The sequence below is a fragment of the Cupriavidus sp. Agwp_2 genome, assembly GCF_040784895.1.
Lineage (GTDB): Bacteria > Pseudomonadota > Gammaproteobacteria > Burkholderiales > Burkholderiaceae > Cupriavidus.
In genome coordinates this window covers 770,778-794,501 of record NZ_CP088085.1, presented here as the reverse complement: position 1 = coordinate 794,501, position 23,724 = coordinate 770,778, and the positions used below count along the sequence as shown (strand labels likewise).

Below are 23,724 nucleotides of genomic sequence, written 5' to 3'. Positions count from 1 at the left end.
AGATGAGTCGCCGCTCAACCCAAGATGTTGAGAACCACCAGACCGATCGCCCACACAAATCCCGCAGCTGTTGGGATCGCCGTCGTGGCCATGCCAAAGCTGCGTGCCCCGGCACCCTTGGGATAGCCCCTCAGGAAGGCCATCCGGCCTACGCCGAACAGCGCCACAGCTGCCGGAATGGAGAACAGCGCCGGGCCACCCAGCAACGACGCAAGTGCCATATGGACCCCCACCGCCATGACCGCTTGCTCCAAGGTGTTCTGCAGGAACGCGACTTTGATCGCGATGCGGCGACTGGGAGGAGAGAAGGCGGAGCCGCGGTTGTCCGCCGCCGAGTGGAATCGGCCGGACGACACCATCCTTGCAGCGATGACCAACCAGATGAGCACGAACACGTCGGCCTGCAAAGCGAAGGCGATGCGTTCTGCCAATGACTCGGGAGGCGCAAAGAAGCGAGGCAGGAGGTAGCAGGCACCGGCGATGACTCCGCCGCACAGTCCGGCGGCCATCGCGGCATTCCTTAGGATTCGACGCTGCTCGTCGGCCAAGTCAATGCCAGCGCCATCGGCCGGCGAGGCTGCGTCTTTCTCCGACATATGACAACCTCTCTTTGTTGCGGTTCTTTCCTGTGTTGGCGTCCCTAGAATTCCCATTGCCCATGGACCCGATTCGAGCAAGCCTTGCAGCGAGTTGGCCCCGGCGGTGCCAGCACACGGGTCCAGGGTCTGCCGACAAGGTCACCGCTCGTCGAGGCGCGGTTCCAACCGCTGCAGCACCTGGAGATGTTGAAGCTGAGGGTGCGTGCACACGAATTCCTGTTTCACAGCCAGTTCGTCGCCAACATGGCGAACCAGGCTTCCGACGCACTGCAGCAGTTGTTCCGCCAACAGTCCTGACCACCACCCGGCCGCTCACGCCCGCGTCACGCCGGCGATCACGCCCGCGATCACGAACCGGGAGCGCGGGGACTTTTGGATGGTAATAACAGCTCTCATTTTGGCGGGGCGTTAAGAAAATGATGACCTTTTCCACGCGTACCTGCTACCCTCTGATTTCATGTTTGGCCCTAACGAAGCGATGCCGGTGGGCCAGTGATATCAGCTCGCTTCGAGCTGAGAATATTCTATGACTGGGCTCAACTGGCGAGCCCAGGCATCCCATGGTCACCGGTCTCGTCAACCTTCAAATGCGGTGCCTTGTGGGCGGTTTTCGCGAGGCCTTCAAGAATGCCACAGTCCCTTGCCTCGCGAGAGTGGCCGCATTGGCCGCGCAATTGCTTCAGGTCACGTTCCAATGCCCTCAGCTCTTGAACCCGGTGTTCCACGTGTGCGATGTGACCATCCAGCAGGACGTTGACTTCGCCGCAGTCCTCGTGTGGCGCATCCTTGAAGCGAAGCAGTACCCGAATCTCATTCAAGGTCATGTCCAGCGAGCGGCAATGCCGGACAAATGCCAGGCGTTCCACATGCTCGGAAGCATAGATTCGGAAATTCCCGGAGGAGCGGGCAGGTGCCGGCAACAAGCCCTCCTGTTCGTAGAAACGGATGGTCTCCACAGTCGTGCCGGCGGCGTGAGCGAGTTGGCCGATTTTCATGATATTCCCTCTTGCAAGCTTTGTATCTGACGCCTTCCATGCAGGATGGTGTCGACAAATTCAAGCCCATGCAGTGTGAGTGGTGGTTTGGACTGTGACGTACAAACAATCCGAGCGCCGCGCAGGGCCGCTGGCCGAACTCCGAATGTGGACACGAAGGTGCGCGTCAGATGCGCACTGTCGGCAAAGCCGGCGAGATGAGCAGCCTCGGTGAGCGTGCAACCATCGGAGAGGGTGCGCACCGCACGCTGCAGGCGCAACCAACGCACATACGCGCGGAACGACAGTCCGCTCGCCTCCGCGAACCAATGCATGAAGCGGGAGGACGACAGGCCTACGGCGTCGGCGGCATGTGCGACGTGTACGGGTCCCTCCAACGCCGATTCCAGCCATTGGAGGATCGATGCCCACCGTGTGGCTTCCGTGGCAGGGTGTGAGACGTTCGCTGCTTCTGGCGGCATCGCGCCTCGCAGCCAGCGGTCCAGCTCATCTTCCAGCATATCTACCTGCATGGCGATCGGGGCCATTGCGGCTGCGGGCCCACGGCCAGAAGGGGAAACGCTGTGCATAGTCGGGTCGAGAAACACCATGCGAACCGCTTCGGCCGCTACGATACGATGTTGAACCCCGGCGGGAAGAAAATGCCCTCGCGCCTTCAATACGCCCCAGACCCCTTCGAGACACAACAGCCCCTGCCTGCTCCATGCCAACTGAGCTGCCTGATGTCGGTGCAGTCGACCGTCCTCTATCGATCCGACGTAGATTGCCCAGCCGCGGCCGATGGTCAGCATCGGGTGTGTGTCGGATGCTTCGTGTTCATCCGCGGGCTGGGCCTGCCTGCTTTCTGCCGAAGAACTCATGGAACACCATCAAGGCAGCACCCAGGGTGATGCCGATATCAGCCACATTGAAGGCCGGCCAATGGTATGAACCCCAATGAAGATCGATCCAGTCGACCACCGCTCCGCGGGCTACTCGGTCGATCATATTGGCCAACGCGCCGCCCAGGATCAGTCCATAACTGATCCGCTCGGTATGGGAGGTAGCAGCACGCCGAATCATGTAAATAAGGAACGCCGAGGCCGCCAGGGCGATTCCAATGAAGAAGAGCCGTTGCCATCCTGCCGCGCCATGCAGAAAACTGAAGGCGGCACCCCGGTTCAGCACATGCACGACGTTGAGGACGGGCAGCCAATCGAGGCTTGCGCCGTACTCGACCCAGGCCACGATGGCAACTTTCGTCGCGATGTCCATCGCCACGATAAGGGCCGCCAATATGAAACCCAGGCCAATGCTGCGATTAGCCCGCATGGTGGTCACCGTCAGCGGAAGAGGTGGTGCCCAGCAAGCGCAGCCCGTTGAACACCACGGCCAGGCTTGCGCCCATGTCCGCAAGAATCGCGAGCCACAGGCTGGCATGGCCGGTGAAGGCCAGCACCATGAATACCGCCTTGGTGCCTATAGCGAAGGCGATGTTGGCCTTCAGCACGCCGCCCACCCGGCGCGACAGCTTGATGAACTCAGGCAGCTTGCGCAGGTCGTCCTGCATCAGCGCCACGTCGGCGGTCTCGATCGCGGTGTCGGTGCCAGCAGCGCCCATCGCAAATCCGATGTTCGATTTGGCCAGCGCGGGCGCATCGTTGACGCCGTCCCCGACCATGCCTACCGGCGCCTTCGCGCCAAGTTCTGCGATCGCTGCCAACTTGTCGTGCGGCAGCAGGTCGCCGCGCGCGTCGGTGATGCCCACCTGGGCGGCCACCGCTTCCGCAGTCTTGCGGTTGTCGCCGGTAAGCATCACTGCTTCTACGCCCAACTGCTTGAGCGCCGCTACCGCACGCTTGCTGCTGTCGCGGACCGTGTCGGCAACTGCAAGGACACCCAGTGCCTGCTTATCGGTGGCAAGCACCACTGCTGTCTTGGCCTGCGCTTCCAGGTTCTCCAGCAGCTTGCGGACCTGCTCGTTGGCCACGCCAAGCTCATTTGCCAGGCGGTGGTTGCCGACGTAGTAGGTCTGGCCGTCGATGTCGCCCTTGACGCCACGGCCAGCCAGAGCTTCGAAGCCCTGTACAGAAGCGTGGGGCTTGTCGCCGTAGGCGTTGACGATAGCCGTGGCCACTGGATGCTCGGACAAGGCGTCCAGGCTGGCGGCAATGCGCAGCACTTCCGCCTCCGAGAGCGCGCCCGTCGGTACCGTATCGGTCAGCGCCGGGCGGCCGTGCGTAATGGTGCCAGTCTTGTCCAGTGCCACCGCGCGCAGCAGACGCCCTTGTTCCAGGTACAGGCCACCCTTGACGAGGATGCCTCGCCGCGCGGCCGCAGCCAGGCCGCTGACGACCGTCACCGGTGTCGAGATCACCAGGGCGCAGGGACAAGCAATCACCAGCATCACCAGCGCCTTGTAGACCCATTCGAACCAAGGCGCCCCAAAGAACAGCGGCGGGATCACGGCAATGGCGATCGCCAGGGCAAAGACAGAGGGGGTATAGACGCTCGCAAAGCGATCGACGAAGCGCTGCGTCGGCGCGCGCTGGCCCTGGGCTTCCTGGACCGAGCGGGCAATACGGTCGAGCGTGGTTTCTCCCTTGCGCGAGTGCACTTCGAACTCCAGTGTGCCGCGCTCATTGATCGTGCCCGCGAACACCGTGTCGCCGGGGTTCTTTTCCACGGGCATGCTTTCGCCGGTAATGGGCGCCTGGTTGATGGCTGATGCGCCCGACACCACGACCCCATCCAAGGCGATACGTTCGCCGGGACGAACACGCACGACGGCACCAAGCGGCACTGTCTCGGCCTTGACCTCTTGCCAGCGACCGTCGTCCTGGCGGACGAGTGCTGTTTCCGGCGCCAGGTCCATCAGCTTGCGAATCGCGTTGCGCGCCCGGTCTAGGCTCAGCGCTTCGATCATCTCCGCAATGGCGAACAGCCAGATCACCACGGCGGCTTCCGGCCACTGGCCGATCAAGGCGGCACCGATAACGGCAATCGTCATCAGCAGGTTCATGTTCAGTGACAGCGTGCGCAGCGCGATCCAGCCCTTCTTCAGGGTCTCGATGCCGCCCAACGCAATGGCCGCCAGCGACGCGCCCACCACCGGCCATGCCGATTCACCCATCCCGGCGAATGTGAGGACTTCCGCGCCGACCGCCAGCACGCCGGCAGCCCCCATGCGCAGCCACTCCGCCTTCGAAATGCCGGTGCCAAAGTCCCTCGTGACAGCGGGGGCGGGCCGACTGTGGTCGCGCAGCACCGGCTGCATGCCAAGTCGCTCAATGGCTGCTGTGATCGGCGCCTCGTCCTTGAGCGAATGGCTGACGGTCAGGGTCCGGCTGATCAGGTTGAACTGCAGGCCGCTGACACCCGGCATGCCTTCCAACGCCTTGCGCAGCAGCGCCTCTTCGGTCGGGCAGTCCATCTTCTCGATCACGTAGGTGGCTTGTCCCTTGGAACTAGCCCCGGCCTCGCGTTCGACCGTGGCATGCATGCCGATCTCGCGCAATGCGCCGAGGACCGGTGCGGGATCGGCCAGACGGTGTTGCACCTCCAGCCGGCGGTTCATCAGGTCAAAGTCGAGGCGTTCTATGCCCTCCACCTTACCCAGGCGCTTGCGAATCAGGGCCTCCTCGGTGGGGCAGTCCATGTTGGTGATCAGGAACTGCGTGGTGTTGCCCCTGGCTGCCGGGACGAACGAGATGGCAGGCGTGCCGCAGGGGCCGCAGCCGGCCTCGGGTATCACTCCGCTGTTCGAGGCCGGAGGATCTGTGTCCTCGCCGAGTCTTGCCTGCATGCCGATCGACTGCAACGCCGCCAGCAGGGCTTCCGCAGAGGACAGGTTGTGGATGACCGACAGCCGGCGTGCGGGCAGGTCGAACTCGAGTGACTGGACGCCGGCCAACGGCTCAAGCCGCGCGCGGATCGCCGCCTCTTCGGAGCGGCAATCCATATTGGAAATGGTGAATACGTCCTTTGACGCAGCGTTCTGGCTGCCGGCGCAGGATCCGGAGCAAGCGGAACCGCAAGTGGCATTGCCCGCCGCTTCGCCTTCTTCATCTAGCGAAGCGTGCATGCCGATCTCATGAAGGGCCTCAAGCAACGGCTCCGGGTTCGGCAGCCCATGCCGGACGGTGAGGCGGCGCTGGGGAAGGTCGAACGAAAGGGACTCGACCGCTGTCAGTTTGGCAAGGCTTGCACGGATGGCCGATTCTTCGCTGCGGCAATCCATGTTGGGAATGCGGAAGACGGTTGTCGTGCCGTCCAGGCGCCCCACCCGCTCCGGGCTTTGAGTTGCTTCTGCAGCACTTTCGGTATGGGCTTGGTCGAGCTTCATCATTCGCCTCTTTCTGTATATGGCGGAATTTCACACCCTGAAGTAGATACAGAGTCAAGGGCCACACGTTGCTTAGCGGTGCGGGGAGTAGTCAAGTTGCCTCCGAGCGGGCCTTTTCCTCAACCTCTGCCGCCTCAGCCAGGATCTCTCGACCTCCGTTAGCGGCGATTGCAGATACCACAAGACCGAGAACCAGGTCCGGAAGGTTGGAGCCCCACCACATCACGAGCGCTCCGGACAACACGATTGCCAGGTTCACAATTGAGTCGTTGTTGGTGAATATGGCGGAAGCCTTGAAGTTGACGTCTTCACCGCGGTGCCGCTTTAGTAAGCGCAAGCAGATGATGTTCATCGCCGCATTGGCCCCCGCCATGACCATCATCGCTGGCCCCAACGGCGCCTCGCCGCCAAAGAACCGACGCAGGACCTCCACGCATAGCATCACGGCCAGGCCAATCAAAAGCCACCCCGAAAGCCGCGCTGCGCGCACCTTGATGGCTGGCGAGCGCCCAACGGCGTACAGGCTGACGCCATACACCAACGCATCGGCAAGGTTGTCGAGGGCCGCGCCAAGCACCGCCGTGGAAGCCGCCCAAAGACCCACGCCCAGACCTGCCAGACATTGGCTGACATTAATCAGTAGTACCAGCCACAGGATCCGGCGGTCGGCCGCCTGACTCGCGTCAAGGTCATGTCGTTCTTCGTTGGCGCAGTGGTCGCTCACTGGAATTCCTTCGTTATTCCGCCTGTTTCACCAGAACTGTCTAAGTGATTTCACACCCTGTACCCGCTATAGAGTCAAGACCTCACACGCATTCAGCAGGTTTGTTCAAGCCCATCGGCCATCGCTTCGGGACACTGGAGGAAATTGAACTCCGGAGTAGCAATGACAGCGCGTTCTGTGGTGCGGTATGGCGCCTATCCGGCCATCATGGCCCTGGTAATCACAGGGGTTTCGGCCACCCCCTCACAGGGCACGCCGCTGGCTTGGCTGGCGTTGTGCGCGGCTGGCGGACTTCTTCTTGTTGCTTGGCTGGAGCGCTTTGTCCCGTTCGATGCACGGTGGCAGAAGCGGGACCTCGACTTTCCGGCGGATGTCGCCCATGCCGTTGTGAATCTGGCCATGATGCATGGCGCTGTGCTGGGCTTCGTGGGGCTGCGGGAATGGACGGGTTGGCCCGGGCTATGGTGGCCTGCAGAATGGCCATACTTGTTGCAGGTATTCCTGGCAGGCGCGCCACTGGACCTGTCACTGTATGCCGTCCATCGGCTCAGCCACCACTACGGCTTCCTGTGGCGGCTGCACAGCATTCATCATTCATCGCGGCGGCTCTACTGGCTAAACGGGGAACGGCGCCACCCGATGCATGCAGCCCTGATGGCTGGTCCGGGCTTACTGGTCCTGGGCATCCTAGGCGCGCCGGCCGATGTAGTGGGGGGCTGGTTCGCGATTCTGGCGATCCATCTGGCATTCCAGCATGCGAACCTGGACTATCGGCTGGGGCCGGTGCGGTATCTGTTAGGCGTTGCAGAACTCCATCGCTGGCACCATCGGGAGCGCTTCGCGGACGCGCAGGTCAATTTCGGGGAGTTCTGGCTGGTATGGGACCACCTCTTCGGCACGTTCTATCAACCGCAGGCGCCACTGGGCCCAATCGGCATCGAAGGCGATCCGGTGCCGCACCGCTACGGCAAGCAACTGGTCTATCCGTTTAAACGACCGGACCCAACACGTCGCCAGGCCAGCGAAGGCTTCTCACCTTGCCGCGATGCTGATGTCTAAAACCGCTCTCGTTCAGGGGAGACCGGCTCGCGAGCCGTCGCATGCCCGCAAGTCGAGCGAGATAGCAGAACAGAAGCCGGAACGAGCCGTGGCAGCGTAGTCGCGTCCGCTACGCCCTTTGGCGCACTTTTCCCGCTTGCAGCGATGCGATCAGCGGGCAGGATACGTTGCCCTGGCGGGCATGGCAGGCGCACACTAGCTGGGACAGCACGGCCTCCATGCGTCTCAGGTCGGCAAGCTTTGCGCGCACGTCGTTGAGCTTGCGCTCGGCCAGGCTACTGGCTTCCGCGCAATGGGTGCCGTCCTCCAGGCGAAGCAGTTCGCCGATTTCTTCCAGACTGAATCCGAGCCGCTGGGCCGATTTCATGAAGCGCACCCGGACCACATCCGTTTCGCCATAGCGACGAATCCCGCCGGCGGGCTTGTCTGGCTCTGGCAGCAGCCCCTTGCGCTGGTAAAACCGGATGGTCTCCACGTTGACATCAGCCGCCTTGGCGAAGGCGCCGATGGTCAGGTTCTCCAATTCGCTCCGCATATCGCTTGACTCCGTACATAAGTACGGAAGTAAGGTTACGCTATCCCTTGCTACCTCGAAAGGACAACCGCATGTCGCAACCGCAAGCCGGGCGCCGTGCGCTCTTCGCCGGTGGGCTCGCCGCCATCCTCGCCTCCACCTGCTGCCTGGGGCCGCTGGTCCTGATCGCGCTTGGTTTCAGCGGGGCCTGGATCGGGAATTTAACGGCGCTGGAGCCATATCGGCCGCTGCTCCTCGGCACCGCAGTGCTGGCGCTGTTCGTCGCCTGGCGGCGGATTGTCCGTCCGCCGCAAGTCTGCAAGCCGGGGGAGGCCTGCGCCATCCCACAGGTACGCGCCACCTACACGCTCATGTTCTGGGTCACGGTCAAGAAAGCGCTCTCCAAGGTCGACGGCGTGAGTAAGACCAGCGTGAGTTTCGAGAAGCGCGAGGCCGTCGTCACCTTCGATGATGCCAAGACCAGCGTGCAGAAACTGACCAAGGCGACCGAGAACGCGGGCTATCTATCCAGCGTCAAGCAGTGAGCCACGGGAGCGAGGGAGCGACGCCATGGAACTGATCATGCGCATGGTCAACAAGGCCGGTGCCCTCGGCAGCGTCGTCTCAGCGATGGGTTGCGCGAGTTGTTTTCCCGCTATCGCCAGCTTGGGCGCGGCCATTGGCCTGGGCTTCCTGAGCCAGTACGAAGGACTGTTCATTCGTATCCTGCTGCCGACGTTCGCTGGCATCGCGCTGCTCGCCAATGCGACTGCTTGGGCCCGCCATCGGCAGTGGCCACGGACCGCGTTCGGCGTGATCGGCCCATTCCTGGTGCTGGCAGCGTTGTATTTGACTTATGGCTGGCGTAGCGAGGCGCTGCTCTATGTCGGCCTGGCCTTCATGCTCGGGGTATCGATCTGGGACTTCGTCTCGCCGGCGAAGCGCTGCGGGACACCGGACGCCTGTGAACTACCGGGCAAGCGCGGCTGACAGCATTGGCCGCCGCCCAAATGAACAAAGGAACTGTGGCATGACCCACTTGAAGATCACTGGAATGACCTGCGACTCATGCGCCGCGCACGTCAAGGATGTCTTGGAGAAGGTGCCGGGCGTGCGGTCGGCGGTTGTTTCCTACGCGGAAGGCATGGCACAAATCGCCATCGAGCCTGGCACGTCGCCCGATGCCCTGACTGCCGCCGTAGCCGGACTCGGCTACCGAGCCATTCTCGCCGAGGCCCCGCCGGCGGAAAATCGCGGCAGCCTGCACCTAGGCTGGCTGGGCGGCGGCGACAAGGGCGGGGACCACGCCAGGGCCCTGCGCATTGCCGTCATTGGCAGCGGCGGCGCCGCGATGGCGGCGGCGCTCAAGGGCGTCGAGCAAGGCGCGCAGGTGACCCTGATCGAGCGCGGCACCATCGGCGGCACTTGCGTCAATGTCGGCTGCGTGCCGTCCAAGATCATGATCCGCGCGGCCCACATCGCTCATCTGCGTCGCGAAAGCCCGTTCGACGGGGGCATCCAGGCCACGCCACCGGCGATTCTGCGCGAGCGCCTGCTCGGCCAGCAGCGGGGGCGTGTCGATGAGCTGCGCCACGCCAAGTATGAGGGCATCCTGGCAGGCACGGCTGCCATCACGGTGCTGCGCGGCGAGGCCCGCTTCCAGAACGGGCACACCCTGAGCGTGCGCGTGGTCGAAGGCGGGGAGCGCGAGGTGGCGTTTGACCGCTGCCTGATCGCCACTGGCGCCAGTCCGGCGGTGCCGCCGATCCCCGGTCTGAAGGACACCCCGTACTGGACCTCGAACGAGGCGCTGGCCAGCGACACCCTGCCGAAGCGGCTGGCCGTGATCGGCTCGTCGGTGGTGGCTGTGGAGTTGGCGCAGGCCTTCGCTCGGCTCGGCAGCCAGGTAACGATCCTGGCGCGCAGCACGCTGTTCTTCCGCGAGGACCCGGCGATCGGTGAGGCCGTCACGGCCGCCTTCCGCGCCGAGGGCATCACAGTGCGGGAACACACGCAGGCCAGCCAGGTGGCCTACGCCGACAGCGAATTCGTGCTCACTACCGGACACGGCGAGATCCGCGCCGACCAGTTGCTGGTCGCCACCGGCCGCGCGCCCAACACGCGTGAGCTGGCACTGGAGGCGGCGGGTGTGAGGGTCACCGCGCAGGGCGCCATCGTCATCGACAATGGCATGCGCACCACGGCGCCGCATATCTACGCCGCCGGCGACTGCACCAACCAGCCGCAGTTCGTCTACGTGGCGGCGTCGGCCGGCACCCGCGCGGCGATCAATATGACCGGAGGCGATGCCGCGCTCGATTTGAGCGCATTGCCGGCGGTAGTGTTCACCGACCCGCAGGTCGCCACCGTGGGCTATAGCGAGGCGGAAGCCCACCACGACGGCATGGAGACCGATAGCCGGCTGCTGACGCTCGACAACGTGCCGCGCGCGCTCGCCAATTTCGACACGCGCGGCTTCATCAAGCTGGTCGCCGAGGCAGGATCGGACCGCTTGATCGGCGTGCAGGCGGTGGCGCCGGAAGCAGGCGAACTGATCCAGACGGCAGCATTGGCGATCCGGGCGCGGATGACCGTGCAGGAGCTGGCAGACCAGTTGTTTCCGTACCTGACAATGGTCGAGGGCCTGAAGCTCGCGGCGCAGACGTTCAGTAAAGACGTGAGCCAGCTATCCTGTTGTGCCGGATGACGAGAAAGGGAAACACTTTGCCGGCATCAGCTAGGCATTATGAGAGACAAAGCGTGAACAAATCGTCAATTTGGAAAGTCATCTTGATTGTGTGCGCTGCCATCGGCGTGCTTGCCATCCTTGGTGTGGTAGGCATGCTTTTGATGCATCAGCGCATGATGGGTGGCCTGAGCTGTTGCTAGCCCGGATGCAAGCAAAGTACCGGCGGCCTGGGCACCGACGTCGCCCGTACCATGATGATTCGATGGAAGCCCCCACCCGTGCGCGCCGTTGCGGCAAGCAGGTAACCCGTGGACGACCCCTTTCCGACCGCTATTTACGCCGTCTCGTCGACCTCCTGGTGCGCTTGCGCGAGACCGTGCCATGCTGGTTGCGGGTTCGCCGGCGAGAGCCGTGCTGTCGTCGCAGATACCAAGCAAACAGTCCGAGCATACCAAGGATGATTGCCAGTGAGCTCAGGACGACGACGAGGACATCGTGGGGCAGATCAAATGGGTTGTGGCGCACGGTCTGATTTCGATTCGGATTTGGCTAGCCAGGATCGTTGCGCAAAGGCGCCAATGCCTACCGGCTTGACGTTGCTAGGCCCTGCCGGCGGGTCAAGGCGCGCACGGCCGTTGGCAGCAAGCCGTACGCGCATGGCGCGGATTATTTGCGCTGCATGTCCACGACCGTCGCCGCGCCATCCACCTTGTCGAAGGTCACCGACACGGCATCGCCTTCCTTGAACTTGCTAAGCGAGGCGCGATCCTTGACCGGAAACGCCATGGTCATGCCTGGCATACCCAAGTTCTCAATCGGGCCGTGCTTGAGCGTAACCTTGCCGGTCTGCGCATCGATTTTTTTGATTTCTGCGGACACCGGCCGAGGCGCTTGTTGTGAGGCAGCGGGTGCCTTCATGTCCATGCCGTCCATCGAATCCGCGGCGAATACAGCCGGTGCGGCAATCATGGCCAGGGCGGCGGCGAGGGTCTTGAGGTGTTTCATTGCGATTCCTCCTGAGGTGTGAGGTTGGGGGAGAGGGAAGTCTGCTTGATCTGACGGCGGCGTAGCAGCAAATACACCGCCGGGACCACAAACATGGACAGCAGCGGCGCCGTCACCATGCCGCCGACCATTGGCGCAGCGATGCGCTGCATCACTTCTGAGCCGGTGCCGTGCGACCACATGATCGGCAGCAGGCCGGCCAGAATCACAGCGACGGTCATCGCCTTTGGGCGCACACGCAGCACGGCGCCTTCCTGGATGGCATCGAGCAGGGCCGCGAGATTGCTTTGCCCATCCTCGAGCCGTGCTTGCCAAGCGTGTTTCAGGTAGAGCAGCATGATGACGCCGAATTCCGCAGCGACCCCGGCGAGTGCGATGAAGCCGACAATCCCCGCCACCGACAGGTTGTACCCCAGCAGATAGAGTAGCCAGAAGCCGCCGATCAAGGCCAGCGGCAGGGTGCCCATGATGAGCAGTGCCTCATCCAGACGGCCGAATACCAGGTAGAGCAAGACGAAGATGATCAGCAGGGTGAAGGGGACCACTACCTTCAGCTTCGCGGTGGCGCGCTCGAGATACTCGAACTGCCCCGACCAACTCAAGGAGTATCCGGCTGGCATCGGGACGGCTTTGGCGACCGCCGCCTGCATGTCCTGCACGGCAGAGCGCAGGTCCCTGCCTCGAATGTCGACGTAGATCCACCCGGAGAGTCGCGCGTTTTCACTGCGCAGCATGGGCGGCCCTTGCACGACCTGGATGCGTGCAACGTCGGCTAGCGTGATCTGCAGCCCCTTGTCGGTCACAATGGGCAGGCTACGCAATTGCTCGATGGAGTCTCGATAGTCGCGCGGATACCGGACATTGATGGGAAAGCGCGCGAGCCCGTCGACCACTTCGCCGACGTTTTCGCCCCCGATGGCCGACGAGACGATCGCCTGAACGTCGTCAATGTTCAGGCCATACCGGCCCGCAGCCGCCCGGTCGATATCGACGTCGATGTACCGGCCGCCAGTGAGCCGTTCGGCCAGCGCGGAGGTGACCCCGGGAACCGACTTGACGGCCTCCTCGATGCGCGTGGCCAGGCGATCGATTTCCTTCAGGTCCGTACCGGCGACCTTGATCCCCACCGGGCTTTTGATGCCGGTGGCGAGCATGTCGATGCGGTTGCGGATCGGTGGCACCCAGATGTTGGACAGCCCTGGCACCCTGACGATCCGATCCAGTTCCTCGACAAGCTTGTCGGTGGTCATGCCGGCACGCCATTGGTCCTTAGGCTTGAACTGGATGGTGGTCTCGAACATCTCGAGCGGCGCCGGATCGGTGGCGGTATCGGCGCGGCCCGCTTTGCCGTACACCGTCGCGACCTCCGGCACGGTCTTGATGAGCCGATCGGTCTGCTGCAGTAGCTGGGAGGCCTTGCCTGCGGAGAGGCCTGGCAACGCCGAGGGCATGTAGAGCAGATCGCCTTCATCCAAGGGCGGCATAAATTCGCCGCCAATGCGCATAATCGGCCACGCGGTGGCGATGAGCAGCACGGCGGCGATCGCCAGGGTGGTCTTCGGATATGCAAGGACCTTACCGAGCAGCGGCTGGTAGCCGCGAATCAGCCAGCGGTTGAGCGGATTGGCCTGCTCCGACGGGATCTTGCCGCGGATCATGTAACCCATCAGCACCGGAACCAAGGTGACGGACAATCCCGCCGCGGCCGCCATGGAATAGGTCTTGGTAAAGGCGAGCGGCGAGAAGAGCCGGCCCTCCTGCGCCTCCAGCGTGAACACGGGAATAAACGACAGCGTGATGATCAACAACGAGAAGAACAGGGCAGGCCCAACCTCGGCGGCAGATTTGCCGATGACGCGCCAGTGTTCATGGGCGCTGAGTTCGCGCTGCGGATTGTCGGCATGCCAGTGCTCGAGATGCTTGTGCGCGTTCTCGATCATGACCACCGCGGCATCGACCATCGCGCCGATGGCGATGGCGATCCCACCCAGCGACATGATGTTGGCATTCACGCCCTGGTATCGCATCACCAGGAAGGCGGCCAGCACGCCCAGCGGCAGCGAGACGATGGCCACCAGCGCCGAGCGTAGGTGAAAGAGAAACACCAGGCAGACCAGCGCCACGACCGCAAATTCCTCGATCAGCTTGGTGGTGAGATTGTCCACCGCCCGCTTGATCAGTGCCGACCGGTCGTACGTCGTAACGATCTCGACGCCCTTGGGCAGGCTCTTCTGTAAGGTGGCGAGCTTGGCCTTGACCGCTTCAATGGTCTCCAGGGCATTCTTGCCCGAGCGCAGCACGATGACGCCGCCGGCCACTTCGCCCTGGCCATTCAGTTCGGCAATGCCACGCCGCATCTCGGGGCCGAGCTGCACGGTGGCAACGTCGCCCAGCCGTACCGGGATGCCAGCGTCGCTCGTCACCAGCGGAATCTGGCGAAAGTCGTCCAGCGTTTTCAGATAACCGGTCGCCCGGACCATGTACTCCGCTTCGCCCAACTCCAGCACCGAGCCGCCGGTTTCCTGGTTGGCGCCCTTGAGCGCTGCCAGCACCTTGGCTTGCGACAAGTTATAGGCGCGCAGCCGATCCGGCATCAGCACGATCTGGTACTGCTTGACCATGCCGCCGAGCGAGGCCACTTCGGCGACGTTAGGCAGGGACTTGAGCTCGAAGCGCAGGAACCAGTCCTGCAGCGCCCGTAGCTGGCTGAGGTCATGCTGGCCGGTCTTATCGACCAAGGCATACTCATAGATCCAGCCGACGCCGGTCGCATCGGGCCCGAGTGCGGGCTTGGCTGCCGCCGGCAGCCGCGACTGCACCTGGTTCAGGTACTCGAGCACGCGTGAGCGCGCCCAGTACAGGTCGGTCCCGTCTTCGAACAGCACATAGACATAGGAGTCACCGAAGAACGAGTAGCCGCGCACGGTCTTGGCGCCGGGCACCGACAGCATGGTTGTGGTGAGCGGATAGGTCACCTGGTTTTCCACGATCTGCGGCGCCTGCCCAGGGAAGGGCGTGCGGATGATCACTTGCACGTCGGACAGGTCTGGCAAGGCGTCGAGCGGCGTACTCTGTACCGCCCAAAGTCCCCACGCGGTCACCATGACGGTGGTGAGAAGCACCAGGAAGCGATTGCGGATGGAGGCGAGGATGAGTCGGGCAATCATGGCTTCGCTCCTGCAACGGCGGCAGCCGTCTCGACCGCGGACAGGGTCGCCACGCCGTCCTTGTCCAGTCGGAAGCGGAACCGGACCTGATCCCCTGGCTTGAATCCCTTGGGCATGCCGGCTGGCGGCGCGCCAAACTCCATCGTCATGGCGCCCCACTGCGCTGACGGAATGGGGCCGTGGGAGATCGTCATGCTCTGCTCGGTGACGGCCTCGATCCGGCCGACGCCTTGATGTTCCGGCCCGGGCGCTGCTGCCGCACCAGGGGCCGACGCGCCGGCTGCCGACGCGGCCGTGGGCGCGGTCATGCGCTGAGCAGTGCCGCGCAGGCTCGCCTCCGAGTCGATCAGGAACTGTCCGGACACGACTACCTTCTGGCCCGCTTTGAGACCCTCAATGACTTCGGTTTGGCCGCCAGCAGCCGCGCCGGTCTTGACCTCCACGGGGCTGAATCCGCCTTGGCCGGATGCCACCATAGCGACCGTGCGCGTGCCAGTACGGATCAGCGCCTCGGTTGGCACGAGCAGGCGATCCGGTCCAGGAGCGGCGTCAAAGCGCACCGAGACAAACATGCCGGGCAAGAGCTGACGGGCCTTGTTCTGCAATTCGATGCGGACCTTGACCGTGCGGGTACCCGCGCTGATATCCGGCAGGATGGCATCGACCTTGCCCGACAGCGTCTCGCCGGGCAAGGCTGCCGCTGTGGCCGACACCGTCAGTCCGGGCCGCAATGGGGCAGCCTGGCTCTCTGGCACCTCGGCGATGACCCATACGGTCGCAAGGCTCGCGATGCGAAAGAGGGTCGTCCCTGGCGAGACCGTCATGCCATCGCGCGCACCGATTTCCGTGACGATGCCGTCCACCGAACTGGTGACCGTCAGCCGCGGCTGCAGTTTGCCGGTGGACTGCACCAGACGGATATGGCTCTCGGTCATGCCAGCCTGACGCATGCGCGCAATGGCGGCGTCGCGCAGCTCGCGCTGTAGGCTGCCTTCCATCCGGCTGACCGCCAGGTATTCTTCCTGCGCGGCGACCCATTCCGGTGCATAGATTTGCGCCAGCGCTTGGCCTTTGCGGACCGGATCAAAGGTGGTCCGGGCGTACGCGTGTTCCACGAATCCGCTGGTGCGGGCCTGCAGCACTTCGATGCCGCGTTCATTGATCGCGACATTGCCCGGCACTTGCAAGGCGGCCTCCAGCCGGCCGGTCTTCACCTCGGCCGTGCGGATGCCAAGGTTCTGTGTCACGCGGCTTTCGATGGTGACGGCCGCGCCGCCGCTGGCTTCTTCATACACCGGCGACAACGGCATGTCCATGTACGGCGACTTGCCCGGCTTGTCAAAGCGCTGCCCTGGCACCATCGGGTCGTGCCAGTAGAGGATGCGCTTGCCAGTTTTCGGGTCAATGTCGCCAGCCTTGAGGGCGGCACCGCTGGTGCCGCTGCCCGAGGGTGCCGGCGCGGGCGACTGCTGGCGCCCTTGCTGTTGACCGAGGTAATAGGCAGCCCCAACGCTTGCCACCACCATCAGGCCTGCCACCGTCCGTGCAATCGTGGTCTTGTTCATGGTTGAGCTCCTTGCAGTGACGTGGGCTGGACTGCGGTGGGTAACGGCATCAGGAAGGTCAGGTCCGCCCACAGTCGGGCGGTGGCAGCCTCAAGCTTCAGGCGCTCAAGCGAAATATTGAGCGCCTTGCGGCTGGCATCGGCCACAGCGGTCAGGGTGCCGGCGCCCGCTCGATAGGCCGTCAGGGCCGCTTCCGTCTGTGCCTTTGCCAGTGGCACGGTGGTGTTCCGATAGCGCTCGAGCCGCGATCGGCTGAGCGCCAGCTCCGCCTGCTTGCCGCGCAACTCCCCGATCAAGCCGCGGCGTACGACTTCGGCTTGCGCGCGCGCGGCGTCGGTTTGCGCAAGTTTTGCGGCGAGCTCCCGATCCTGGCGATGCTTCTGGTCCCAGGGCAGCGGCAGTGAGACATTGACGGAAACCATATTGGAGTAGGCGGGCCCGCGCTGGCTGTACATCAGCTCCACGCTTACGTCCGGGATCTTGTTCTCCCGAGCGACCCGGCTTTCCGCCTCGGCGACGCCAACCTGTGCCTCGGCCGCCGCCACGTCCGGCAGTTGCGCCACGCCGTCGGCGTCCAGGGTGTTGAGCCAGGCCGGCGCCTCGAGACCAGGGCGTTCGGCCAGGGGACGCTCTGCGGCTTCGCCCAACCAGCGGCGCAGCATCGCTCGGGCTGACGCTAGTGCGGCGCGGGCCTCGTCTTCGCGATCTTGCAGTTGTTGGAGCTCCAGTTCGGCGGCCAGGACGTCCGCACGGGAGCCGCGGTTGCCACGATAGGCAGCCTGCGCCGCCTCCACCATCAGCTTGATGGACTGCGCCTGCTCGGTGAGCACGCTGTAAGCACGCTCGGCGTACCAGCGGTCCAGCCAGGCCGTCGCGGCGCCGCGCTGCACCGTCGCGAGCGCCGCCGTACGCTGGGCCTCTGCCGACGAGGCCTCGGCCTCGAAACGCTGAGCGCGGGCCTCGCGCTTGGCCAATCGGGTGAATTCCTGCATCAGGCTGATGGAACGCATCGTCATCGAGTCTGTGCCGATGGAAAACCGGTCAGGGCCATTGGCCGGCACGTTATTGACGCCCACCTTCAGGACCGGGTCTGGTAACTGGCGGCCAGCGACCGCCATCTCGATGGCGGACTGGACCGCTGAGCGCGATGTTTCGGCATCCGTCGAGCGGGAAGACGCGAGCGCCACAGCTTCCTGCACGGAGAGTGCGGCCGCGGGTTGCGCCCATCCGGGATGGGCAGCGGCGAACAGCGTAAGGGCCAACGTCAGCTGGCACCCATACGCAAAGGGAAAACGCAAATGCATAAAGCCTCCGCAAAGGAACGACCACCCTGAAGACCATGGTTCAGGGCACGATAGCAGGCGTTGCTTCGGAGGCTAGGTTCGGAAACAGCAGTGGAGGATGGGGAGGGGGCGAGGGGGCCCACGTGGAACCGCGTCGGCGTAGGCCGCTCGCTGGCTGACGAATACCGGTACCAACGCCGGCTCAACCAGATTGACGAGCACGGGCTGGAACGCAGGAATCTGCGGGCTGGGGTGGTCGGCCGTCTTGGAGCCAAGCTGGCAGTGCTCCAAGCACAAGCCATCATGGGCAGCCGGCGCTTCGGCCTTCTGCGTCATGTCCGGACAGGACTCCGTGATGCCGGCCATGTCCGCCATCCCTTCCATCGAATACCGGCTGCCCGCGCAGGCGTAGGCGGCCGCTGCCAGCTGAACTGTCAGGAATGTACTCAACAGGAAGGCGGCAAGCCAAAGCCGGCGAAAACGGGTACGCACGTGGAAGACTCGGTTTGAGGCGAATGGTAGCAGCGTTTGGGCTCTTCCGGCACATGGTGCGGTTTGCCACAGATCAAATGCAGACGGGGTAGCCCATCCAAGGAGACTCCGGCGAGCCACGCGACCGCAGCGCACCGGAGAGCGAGCTCAGTTACTTGGGTTGACCCATCATTTCGCGACACTTTTGCATCATCGCGGCATGGTCCTCCGTCTGCTGTGACTTCTGTTGTTGCGCCTCAGCCCGTTTGGCGGCACGGGCCTTTTCGATCACATACCAGTCCGGTCCAGCGACGGCCGATAGCGAGAGCGCCAGGGCGACGGCGCCCACAAGAGCGTGAAGCAGGGATTTCATGATATTCCTCGTTCGGTGTAGGCAGTGGCCGCCTAAACCCCAAGAGCGGGCGGCAGGCAACACTGCAAATGGCGGCTAGCTCAGACAGGAGCACGCGTGGCGCGGCGGCGCCAGCTGCGGCAACGCTGTGTGGCGGGATCGCACTACAGGCGGACGCGTTTGGGCGGGCGCTCGAGGCGAGCCGGAACGACGGAGAGATACGCGAATTCCGGATGGGCGACCAAAACGCTGGTCCATGCATCCGTGGCGGACCCGATTGCTAACAGCGTGCCAGCGAAGACCGCACAAGCGGAGGACGTGCAGGGAATACGAGACGGGCCGCTGGCATGCCGCTCGCCGGCACAGCTGGATTGACTGACGCAGTCATGCTGGCTGCCGGTCTCGACACTGGCTTGCGCCCCTTGCACAGGCATATGAGCAGGCATGCTAGCCAGGCCGGCGACACAGCAGCTGTCCAACGGCCCTGCTTGCGCCCGCAGGGGCAAAGCCAGCGCCAGGGTCAGCAGCATGACGACACGCCAAAACTGTTTCATATGCTTACGCATTGGGCGCTCCGAGCCGACGCGCGGTAGCGCCGTCGCGGATCTGTCTTCAGTATAGGTCTTCATCATGTTCGAGCCACCGGCGGTTCCGGCGTCGCCCGGCTCGCAGAACCGGGCGACGCGAACGACAGGTAGACCTCGTCGAGCAAGCGATTGTCCCCGCCGGCCAATCGCTCCAGGGCGGCTAGCAGGTGCTCGGCCACACCGTACTGCTGCTGGTCGCATGCCCGCCGGAATACCGCGAACACGTCATCAAATAGCAATTGCGTCGCAGTGTTCATGGCTTGCCCCGCTTAATGGACTGTGTGGCAATGGGGCGCTGGCGCCGCCATGCCGTCCTCAATTGCACTATGGACCTTCCCATGGGGGTAAGGTCAAGCAGTGCTTTCGCGCGAGGGCGTATGCGGCGACTGAGCCCGAGTTGCGGTACGCAACCCGTTACTGCGGGGGATCGGGCCAGGCGGAGGAATCGAACCAGCGGTGGAGCGCCGCCGTACGCGGTGCTATCGGATTCAAAGCCGTCGATGCATACAGGGCCCGCTTCTGGCGCTGAGGCGTAAAACACAGTCACGCCACGGATCCGAATCTTTTTGATAGCCGAGCTTTTCGCAAGCGGGTCCCTGAATCTGTAGCGATGCCTCCATGTCACGCCCGGCTTGCGCGGTACGTTCGGCGACCGTCGCGCACCCACCCAGCATGATCGTAATCAGCAATAAGGCACGCATGAAATTCTCCTTCGTCACTCATGGCGTCGGGACGCCGTCGCGCTGCACCGGGCGTCTGGCAGCACGACCGGCAAACCAGCGAAGCGGTGCGCCAACGGCGATGTCGTTACCGTGAATTTAGGTTCTCGTTGCGATCGCGCCAAGAATTTCCCTTGCACGGAATTGCGGCACGGCGCCGGCTCTGATTACGCGACCATTACGCGTGGGTAATTCTCGATGGCTTTTGCTTGCCGGGGGGATAGCAGCGTTACAAGCGTTCACATTTGTATGGAAGCACGAACACTCCCTTCCATGCCGAAGTCGTATGCTGCCTTCCTCTACCCGCAAGGAGTTAAACATGAATAAGCTTCCGGTCCTGGTCGGCACCGTCCTACTCATCGGATTCAGTTACGCCAATGCGCAGACGCATGCCTACCCGCATGATGGGCATGGTCGAGGAGGGATCATCCCGCCACGCGCTGCGCATACCGAGGTGCATGCCGTGCCCGCCGTGGCGGTGCACGACTCCCACGCGTCGTATGGCCATGGCGCCGCGGTGCGCGAGCCCCATCGTGAATCGCGCCACGGCATGGATCATGGGCGACGGGAGCATGAGCGGCGCCATCACAACCCATACGCTTACGGTCCGCGCGGTCACTGAGGACGGCGCCAGCCGTTCTCCCGCGGATCGGCGTGCCGAGCCCAATGGGGGCCGGCGCGCGATGGTGCCCAATCAGGCAGCACAGTGCGACCCTTTCATCCGAGGCACTCGGCCGCTGCTGGGATTCCCTCGCATGCCCGCCGGGACGCCGTCGTGCCCTTCGGAAACGGCGGCCCACCATGCCCCGGCTGATCCGCGGCAGAGCCGCCGTGGTACCGGCAGCGATGGGCGCTGCGTCTGTCATGCCACTGTCATTTTGCCGTCAGGTCGCATCTATAAACCGCGCATTCAATCGATGCCTGCTGTCGCCGGATGAGAAGGCTGTTGCGCCACCTATCGCTTTGGTTAGTTGTGCTTGCATTGCCAATCCAGAGCGCTGGCGCGGCGGCAACGCTCTCCTGCGCCGAGCTGCAGCAGGGGCGGGTCGCCGGCGCCGTGCTCGACGCCGCTGAGGAGGCGAGCGCCGACGATACTGACGCACTTTGCGACACCACGTCGCATCACTGCCTGGCCAGCAAGGAACGCGGCAAGGCGCGCGGTTGTCATGCCTGTTCCTCCTGCACGGCGGCTTCGCCGCTAGCCCTCGCTGCCTTTTGGTCGGCACAAGCGTTGCCAACAACCGGCATGCCGCTTACCTCTCCGAGCAGGGCATTTTCCAGCACGACGCCTGAGACGTTGCTGCGCCCGCCTTCCCGGCATCTCTGAGGCCGCCGACGCCGTTCCGTTCGCCGGCCATCTCCACCCACGTTCATAGATGTCGTCCTTCGGTTCCTGACCGGGGGCGAACCCTGCCTGCACTCGCGCGCTCGCGATGGCAAGCGCAGGCAATTATGGTGCAGCGTTCGATTTCGCCCTGCGGTGGCGCTCGCACAATATTGGAGACAGCGATGCGCATCTGTAATCAATGTAAGGCCCCGCTCAAGAGAGACGTGTGGGCCTGCACCGCCTGCGGTTGGCAACCCCGTGTCCACGCGGGCGTGGTCTGCCTGGCGCCAGCCATGATGGTCGACCATGATGGCTTTCACGAACCGCTCTTTGTTGAGTACGCGAGCCTCGAAGCGAAGCACTTCTGGTTTGTCTATCGTCGCAAACTGATCCTGGATGCGCTGCAGCGCTACTTTCCTGACCTGCGGTCATTCATGGATGTCGGGTGCGGGACCGCTGAGAACCTGCGGGCGATCCAGGCGCGCTTTCCGCGTACGCGCCTGGTGGGCGGCGAGGCATCGATGCGCGCACTGATGACGGGGCAGCGCAAATGCAAAGCCCAGTTCTTGCAGATGGATGCTCCGCGCGATTCCCTTCACCGACGCCTTCGACGTCATGGGGGCGTTTGACGTCATCGAACACGTCGAGGACGACGCCCTGGTCTTGGCAGAGATGTACCGTGCGTGCAGGGCAGATGGGGGCATCGTCTTGACGGTGCCACAACATCCCTCGCTGTGGAGTCACATGGACGAAGTGGCCAAGCACAAGCGGCGCTATACGCGCCGGGCTCTGGTCACCAAGGTTGAGTCAGCCGGGTTCGAGATTGTCGACGTCACCTCGTTCATGACGCTGCTGTTGCCTGCCATGGCCATCTCCCGGCTGCGGCAGCGCGCCAAGCCACCTAGCCACGCCATGGATGACGGCTTTCGCATCGGAGCAGCCTTGAACGGCGTACTAGGCGGTGTTTGCACCATTGAGCACAGCCTGATTCGAGCCGGCCTGCGCTTTGCAGCGGGCGGCTCGCTGCTGGTGGTGGCCAGGAAGAAGGGTTGGACATCATGAGGGACGGCAGCCACTCGCTAACCGGTACGTCACGTGAGGACAAGCACGTGCACCGCACCGGCTGCCATCGGCCGTTGAAATAAGTACGTCTGCGGCCGGAAGCCGACGCGGCATTGCGAGGCGTAGTTCCGGTATGCCTTTGCCGAGCGCCGCAACGGCAACGCTTCGCGGCGCGGCGGGCTGGGAATCTCGCGTCTTTGAAGCCCGGTTAGCTCGCCAAGCTGACGTTGGCGTACCCAATTCACGCCAGGCGTGGGACCGCGGCGAGGGACCTTACATGGATGTAATGGCCGGGTAACGTCTCGGTGAGCGGTGGCTACCTACCATGGCAGTTAAGAGGTTCTGCCTCGAAACGTCAATGGAGAGCATCATGAACACCAAGAAGACCGCCTTTACCGCACTGGCGTTGTCGGCCCTTTCCGTGCTGTTGAGTTCGCCAGCGTGGAGCTCGGACCAGACCAGAACCAATGCAGGGGACAACTGGGCGCAGCACGTGCAGCGGCAAGCCGCTGAACAAGCCGGCACGCCTGCGCCGCGCGCAGTTCCCGGCGCGGTTCCCAGCGCGATGGCCGAAGCGGGGGCTGCCACACCGTTGGGGCCGCAGGCGGCGCTCTTCGGTGGCCTGGCGCCGGCGAACACTGCCTCCCGCGCGGTGACGCTCGCCGCCGGCCTGAAGTCTGTCAATGTGGCCTCGGGCGACACAGTCACCTTCCGCAGTGGCGCGCAGGAAGCCACCTGGACATTCGCCGAATTCATTCACGGCACATCCGTGGATCTTGGCGTCCTGTTCCCAGCGCTGCCTAACGCCCAGGGCGTGCGCGTCTATATCGAGCGCAGCAAGCTCTATACCGGCGGCTGAAGATCCCAGACTGTCAGGAGTACCGACATGACAGATTTGTAATTTCGTCGTCAGGCCCTGGTGGGGTACACCGTTCTACACTGGAAGTGCAGGCTCACCGAGCCACTAACGAAGCAAGGAGAAACATCATGCGTACGTTGAAGAAGACTGCCCTTGTGGCACTGACCCTGGCAACCCTTGGCAGCGTCGCGGGCATCGCGCAAGCCGGCGTGAATTCGCCGCGTGATTCCTTTACCGATGGGGCGCATGCGATGGGCACGCGCGATCCGTTCACCGATGGGGCGCACGCGATGGGGACCCGTGATCCGTTCACGGATGGCAGCCACGCCGTAGGCGAGCGGGACACCTTCACCGACGGCGCCTGACGTCGGTACGGCGCCGCCTCACCGGGACGGTGGGTCGCCCGGCTGGCGGGTAGCTTGC

Annotated in this window: 24 protein-coding genes and 1 pseudogene; 10 read left to right on the top strand and 15 right to left on the bottom strand. The window is 63.8% G+C overall.

Annotated elements, in window-relative coordinates; genetic code table 11:
- Nucleotides 1-14 precede the first annotated feature (14 nt).
- The 6 genes from LPA45_RS33975 to LPA45_RS33950 form a co-directional block, all read right to left on the bottom strand.
- Nucleotides 15-596, bottom strand: a complete 582-nt coding sequence (locus LPA45_RS33975) for an MAPEG family protein (protein ID WP_367395273.1) — start codon at nt 594-596, stop codon at nt 15-17.
- 539 nt (nt 597-1,135) lie between these two features.
- Nucleotides 1,136-1,594 carry a Cd(II)/Pb(II)-responsive transcriptional regulator gene (gene cadR / locus LPA45_RS33970; RefSeq protein ID WP_116323756.1) on the bottom strand — a complete coding sequence of 153 codons (459 nt, stop codon included), beginning with the start codon at nt 1,592-1,594 and terminating at the stop codon, nt 1,136-1,138.
- The gene (locus tag LPA45_RS33965; RefSeq protein WP_367395272.1) at nt 1,591-2,385 is read right to left on the bottom strand and encodes an AraC family transcriptional regulator; all 795 of its coding nucleotides are present in this window, start codon (nt 2,383-2,385) and stop codon (nt 1,591-1,593) included. Before LPA45_RS33965 ends, cadR begins: the two co-directional genes overlap by 4 nt.
- 25 nt (nt 2,386-2,410) lie before the next feature.
- Nucleotides 2,411-2,905 (bottom strand): signal peptidase II, encoded by a 495-nt coding sequence (gene lspA / locus LPA45_RS33960; protein ID WP_367395271.1) that lies wholly within the window; start codon nt 2,903-2,905, stop codon nt 2,411-2,413.
- Nucleotides 2,895-5,921, bottom strand: a complete 3,027-nt coding sequence (locus LPA45_RS33955; RefSeq protein ID WP_367395270.1) for a heavy metal translocating P-type ATPase — start codon at nt 5,919-5,921, stop codon at nt 2,895-2,897. The genes lspA and LPA45_RS33955 overlap by 11 nt, the downstream gene beginning before the upstream one ends.
- Nucleotides 5,922-6,009: 88 nt before the next feature.
- A complete protein-coding gene (locus LPA45_RS33950; RefSeq protein ID WP_367395269.1) occupies nt 6,010-6,642 on the bottom strand; it encodes a cation transporter in 633 nt (210 codons plus the stop codon).
- A gap of 162 nt (nt 6,643-6,804) precedes the next feature.
- On the opposite strand from LPA45_RS33950, the gene LPA45_RS33945 reads away from it, so the two are divergent.
- A complete protein-coding gene (locus LPA45_RS33945) occupies nt 6,805-7,701 on the top strand; it encodes a sterol desaturase family protein (protein WP_367395268.1) in 897 nt (298 codons plus the stop codon).
- A 109-nt stretch (nt 7,702-7,810) separates the two neighbouring features.
- Here LPA45_RS33945 and merR read toward each other — a convergent pair whose 3' ends face one another.
- The gene (merR, locus tag LPA45_RS33940; RefSeq protein WP_367395267.1) at nt 7,811-8,236 is read right to left on the bottom strand and encodes an Hg(II)-responsive transcriptional regulator; all 426 of its coding nucleotides are present in this window, start codon (nt 8,234-8,236) and stop codon (nt 7,811-7,813) included.
- Between the two features lie 71 nt (nt 8,237-8,307).
- Between merR and merT the strand changes: the two are divergent.
- The 4 genes and pseudogenes from merT to merA all read left to right on the top strand — a co-directional run.
- Nucleotides 8,308-8,598 (top strand): annotated as a pseudogene (gene merT, locus LPA45_RS33935) (mercuric ion transporter MerT); the annotation flags it as partial.
- Nucleotides 8,587-8,760, top strand: a complete 174-nt coding sequence (locus tag LPA45_RS33930) for a cation transporter (protein WP_367395355.1) — start codon at nt 8,587-8,589, stop codon at nt 8,758-8,760. The pseudogene merT and the gene LPA45_RS33930, both read left to right, overlap by 12 nt.
- 25 nt (nt 8,761-8,785) lie before the next feature.
- Nucleotides 8,786-9,205: an organomercurial transporter MerC gene (gene merC / locus LPA45_RS33925; RefSeq protein ID WP_367395266.1), complete on the top strand. Its 420-nt coding sequence runs from the start codon at nt 8,786-8,788 to the stop codon at nt 9,203-9,205.
- A gap of 40 nt (nt 9,206-9,245) precedes the next feature.
- Nucleotides 9,246-10,922, top strand: a complete 1,677-nt coding sequence (gene merA, locus LPA45_RS33920; protein WP_367395265.1) for a mercury(II) reductase — start codon at nt 9,246-9,248, stop codon at nt 10,920-10,922.
- 648 nt (nt 10,923-11,570) lie between these two features.
- On the opposite strand, the gene LPA45_RS33915 is transcribed toward merA, so the two are convergent.
- From LPA45_RS33915 to LPA45_RS33885, 7 genes are all read right to left on the bottom strand, one after another.
- A complete protein-coding gene (locus tag LPA45_RS33915) occupies nt 11,571-11,909 on the bottom strand; it encodes a copper-binding protein (protein ID WP_367395264.1) in 339 nt (112 codons plus the stop codon).
- Nucleotides 11,906-15,076, bottom strand: coding sequence for an efflux RND transporter permease subunit (locus tag LPA45_RS33910; RefSeq protein ID WP_367395263.1), 3,171 nt, complete (start codon nt 15,074-15,076; stop codon nt 11,906-11,908). The genes LPA45_RS33915 and LPA45_RS33910 overlap by 4 nt, the downstream gene beginning before the upstream one ends.
- Nucleotides 15,073-16,641 (bottom strand): efflux RND transporter periplasmic adaptor subunit, encoded by a 1,569-nt coding sequence (locus LPA45_RS33905; RefSeq protein WP_367395262.1) that lies wholly within the window; start codon nt 16,639-16,641, stop codon nt 15,073-15,075. Before LPA45_RS33905 ends, LPA45_RS33910 begins: the two co-directional genes overlap by 4 nt.
- Nucleotides 16,638-17,945: a TolC family protein gene (locus LPA45_RS33900; RefSeq protein WP_367395261.1), complete on the bottom strand. Its 1,308-nt coding sequence runs from the start codon at nt 17,943-17,945 to the stop codon at nt 16,638-16,640. The genes LPA45_RS33905 and LPA45_RS33900 overlap by 4 nt, the downstream gene beginning before the upstream one ends.
- A gap of 72 nt (nt 17,946-18,017) precedes the next feature.
- Entirely contained in the window at nt 18,018-18,416 is a 399-nt protein-coding gene (locus tag LPA45_RS33895) for a copper resistance protein (protein WP_367395260.1), read from the bottom strand.
- Between the two features lie 151 nt (nt 18,417-18,567).
- Nucleotides 18,568-18,768: a hypothetical protein gene (locus LPA45_RS33890; RefSeq protein ID WP_367395259.1), complete on the bottom strand. Its 201-nt coding sequence runs from the start codon at nt 18,766-18,768 to the stop codon at nt 18,568-18,570.
- Nucleotides 18,769-19,375: 607 nt separating this feature from the next.
- Entirely contained in the window at nt 19,376-19,591 is a 216-nt protein-coding gene (locus tag LPA45_RS33885; protein ID WP_367395258.1) for a hypothetical protein, read from the bottom strand.
- Between the two features lie 781 nt (nt 19,592-20,372).
- On the opposite strand from LPA45_RS33885, the gene LPA45_RS33880 reads away from it, so the two are divergent.
- The gene (locus LPA45_RS33880) at nt 20,373-20,675 is read left to right on the top strand and encodes a hypothetical protein (RefSeq protein ID WP_367395257.1); all 303 of its coding nucleotides are present in this window, start codon (nt 20,373-20,375) and stop codon (nt 20,673-20,675) included.
- Between the two features lie 345 nt (nt 20,676-21,020).
- Here the strand turns inward: LPA45_RS33880 and LPA45_RS33875 are convergent, their stop codons facing one another.
- Nucleotides 21,021-21,221: a hypothetical protein gene (locus LPA45_RS33875; protein WP_367395256.1), complete on the bottom strand. Its 201-nt coding sequence runs from the start codon at nt 21,219-21,221 to the stop codon at nt 21,021-21,023.
- A gap of 452 nt (nt 21,222-21,673) precedes the next feature.
- Here LPA45_RS33875 and LPA45_RS33870 point away from each other — a divergent pair, with 452 nt between their 5' ends.
- The 4 genes from LPA45_RS33870 (at nt 21,674) to LPA45_RS33855 (ending at nt 23,666) form a co-directional block, all read left to right on the top strand.
- Nucleotides 21,674-22,009 (top strand): hypothetical protein, encoded by a 336-nt coding sequence (locus LPA45_RS33870; RefSeq protein WP_367395255.1) that lies wholly within the window; start codon nt 21,674-21,676, stop codon nt 22,007-22,009.
- Nucleotides 21,957-22,442, top strand: coding sequence for a methyltransferase domain-containing protein (locus LPA45_RS33865; RefSeq protein ID WP_367395254.1), 486 nt, complete (start codon nt 21,957-21,959; stop codon nt 22,440-22,442). The genes LPA45_RS33870 and LPA45_RS33865 overlap by 53 nt, the downstream gene beginning before the upstream one ends.
- A 370-nt stretch (nt 22,443-22,812) precedes the next feature.
- Nucleotides 22,813-23,301: a CzcE family metal-binding protein gene (locus LPA45_RS33860; protein ID WP_367395253.1), complete on the top strand. Its 489-nt coding sequence runs from the start codon at nt 22,813-22,815 to the stop codon at nt 23,299-23,301.
- 128 nt (nt 23,302-23,429) lie between these two features.
- Nucleotides 23,430-23,666, top strand: a complete 237-nt coding sequence (locus LPA45_RS33855; protein ID WP_367395252.1) for a hypothetical protein — start codon at nt 23,430-23,432, stop codon at nt 23,664-23,666.
- Nucleotides 23,667-23,724: the final 58 nt, after the last annotated feature.

Excerpts from the sequence above, each read along its gene's own strand:
- LPA45_RS33975 (WP_367395273.1), bottom strand. The coding sequence starts at position 596 with ATGTCGGAGAAAGACGCAGCCTCGCCGGCCGATGGCGCTGGCATTGAC.
- cadR (WP_116323756.1), bottom strand. The coding sequence starts at position 1,594 with ATGAAAATCGGCCAACTCGCTCACGCCGCCGGCACGACTGTGGAGACC.
- LPA45_RS33965 (WP_367395272.1), bottom strand. The coding sequence starts at position 2,385 with ATGCTGACCATCGGCCGCGGCTGGGCAATCTACGTCGGATCGATAGAG.
- lspA (WP_367395271.1), bottom strand. The coding sequence starts at position 2,905 with ATGCGGGCTAATCGCAGCATTGGCCTGGGTTTCATATTGGCGGCCCTT.
- LPA45_RS33955 (WP_367395270.1), bottom strand. The coding sequence starts at position 5,921 with ATGATGAAGCTCGACCAAGCCCATACCGAAAGTGCTGCAGAAGCAACT.
- LPA45_RS33945 (WP_367395268.1), top strand. The coding sequence starts at position 6,805 with ATGACAGCGCGTTCTGTGGTGCGGTATGGCGCCTATCCGGCCATCATG.
- merR (WP_367395267.1), bottom strand. The coding sequence starts at position 8,236 with ATGCGGAGCGAATTGGAGAACCTGACCATCGGCGCCTTCGCCAAGGCG.
- LPA45_RS33930 (WP_367395355.1), top strand. The coding sequence starts at position 8,587 with ATGTTCTGGGTCACGGTCAAGAAAGCGCTCTCCAAGGTCGACGGCGTG.
- merC (WP_367395266.1), top strand. The coding sequence starts at position 8,786 with ATGGAACTGATCATGCGCATGGTCAACAAGGCCGGTGCCCTCGGCAGC.
- merA (WP_367395265.1), top strand. The coding sequence starts at position 9,246 with ATGACCCACTTGAAGATCACTGGAATGACCTGCGACTCATGCGCCGCG.
- LPA45_RS33915 (WP_367395264.1), bottom strand. The coding sequence starts at position 11,909 with ATGAAACACCTCAAGACCCTCGCCGCCGCCCTGGCCATGATTGCCGCA.
- LPA45_RS33910 (WP_367395263.1), bottom strand. The coding sequence starts at position 15,076 with ATGATTGCCCGACTCATCCTCGCCTCCATCCGCAATCGCTTCCTGGTG.
- LPA45_RS33905 (WP_367395262.1), bottom strand. The coding sequence starts at position 16,641 with ATGAACAAGACCACGATTGCACGGACGGTGGCAGGCCTGATGGTGGTG.
- LPA45_RS33900 (WP_367395261.1), bottom strand. The coding sequence starts at position 17,945 with ATGCATTTGCGTTTTCCCTTTGCGTATGGGTGCCAGCTGACGTTGGCC.
- LPA45_RS33890 (WP_367395259.1), bottom strand. The coding sequence starts at position 18,768 with ATGAAATCCCTGCTTCACGCTCTTGTGGGCGCCGTCGCCCTGGCGCTC.
- LPA45_RS33885 (WP_367395258.1), bottom strand. The coding sequence starts at position 19,591 with ATGAACACTGCGACGCAATTGCTATTTGATGACGTGTTCGCGGTATTC.
- LPA45_RS33880 (WP_367395257.1), top strand. The coding sequence starts at position 20,373 with ATGAATAAGCTTCCGGTCCTGGTCGGCACCGTCCTACTCATCGGATTC.
- LPA45_RS33875 (WP_367395256.1), bottom strand. The coding sequence starts at position 21,221 with ATGACAACCGCGCGCCTTGCCGCGTTCCTTGCTGGCCAGGCAGTGATG.
- LPA45_RS33870 (WP_367395255.1), top strand. The coding sequence starts at position 21,674 with ATGATGGTCGACCATGATGGCTTTCACGAACCGCTCTTTGTTGAGTAC.
- LPA45_RS33865 (WP_367395254.1), top strand. The coding sequence starts at position 21,957 with ATGCTCCGCGCGATTCCCTTCACCGACGCCTTCGACGTCATGGGGGCG.
- LPA45_RS33860 (WP_367395253.1), top strand. The coding sequence starts at position 22,813 with ATGAACACCAAGAAGACCGCCTTTACCGCACTGGCGTTGTCGGCCCTT.
- LPA45_RS33855 (WP_367395252.1), top strand. The coding sequence starts at position 23,430 with ATGCGTACGTTGAAGAAGACTGCCCTTGTGGCACTGACCCTGGCAACC.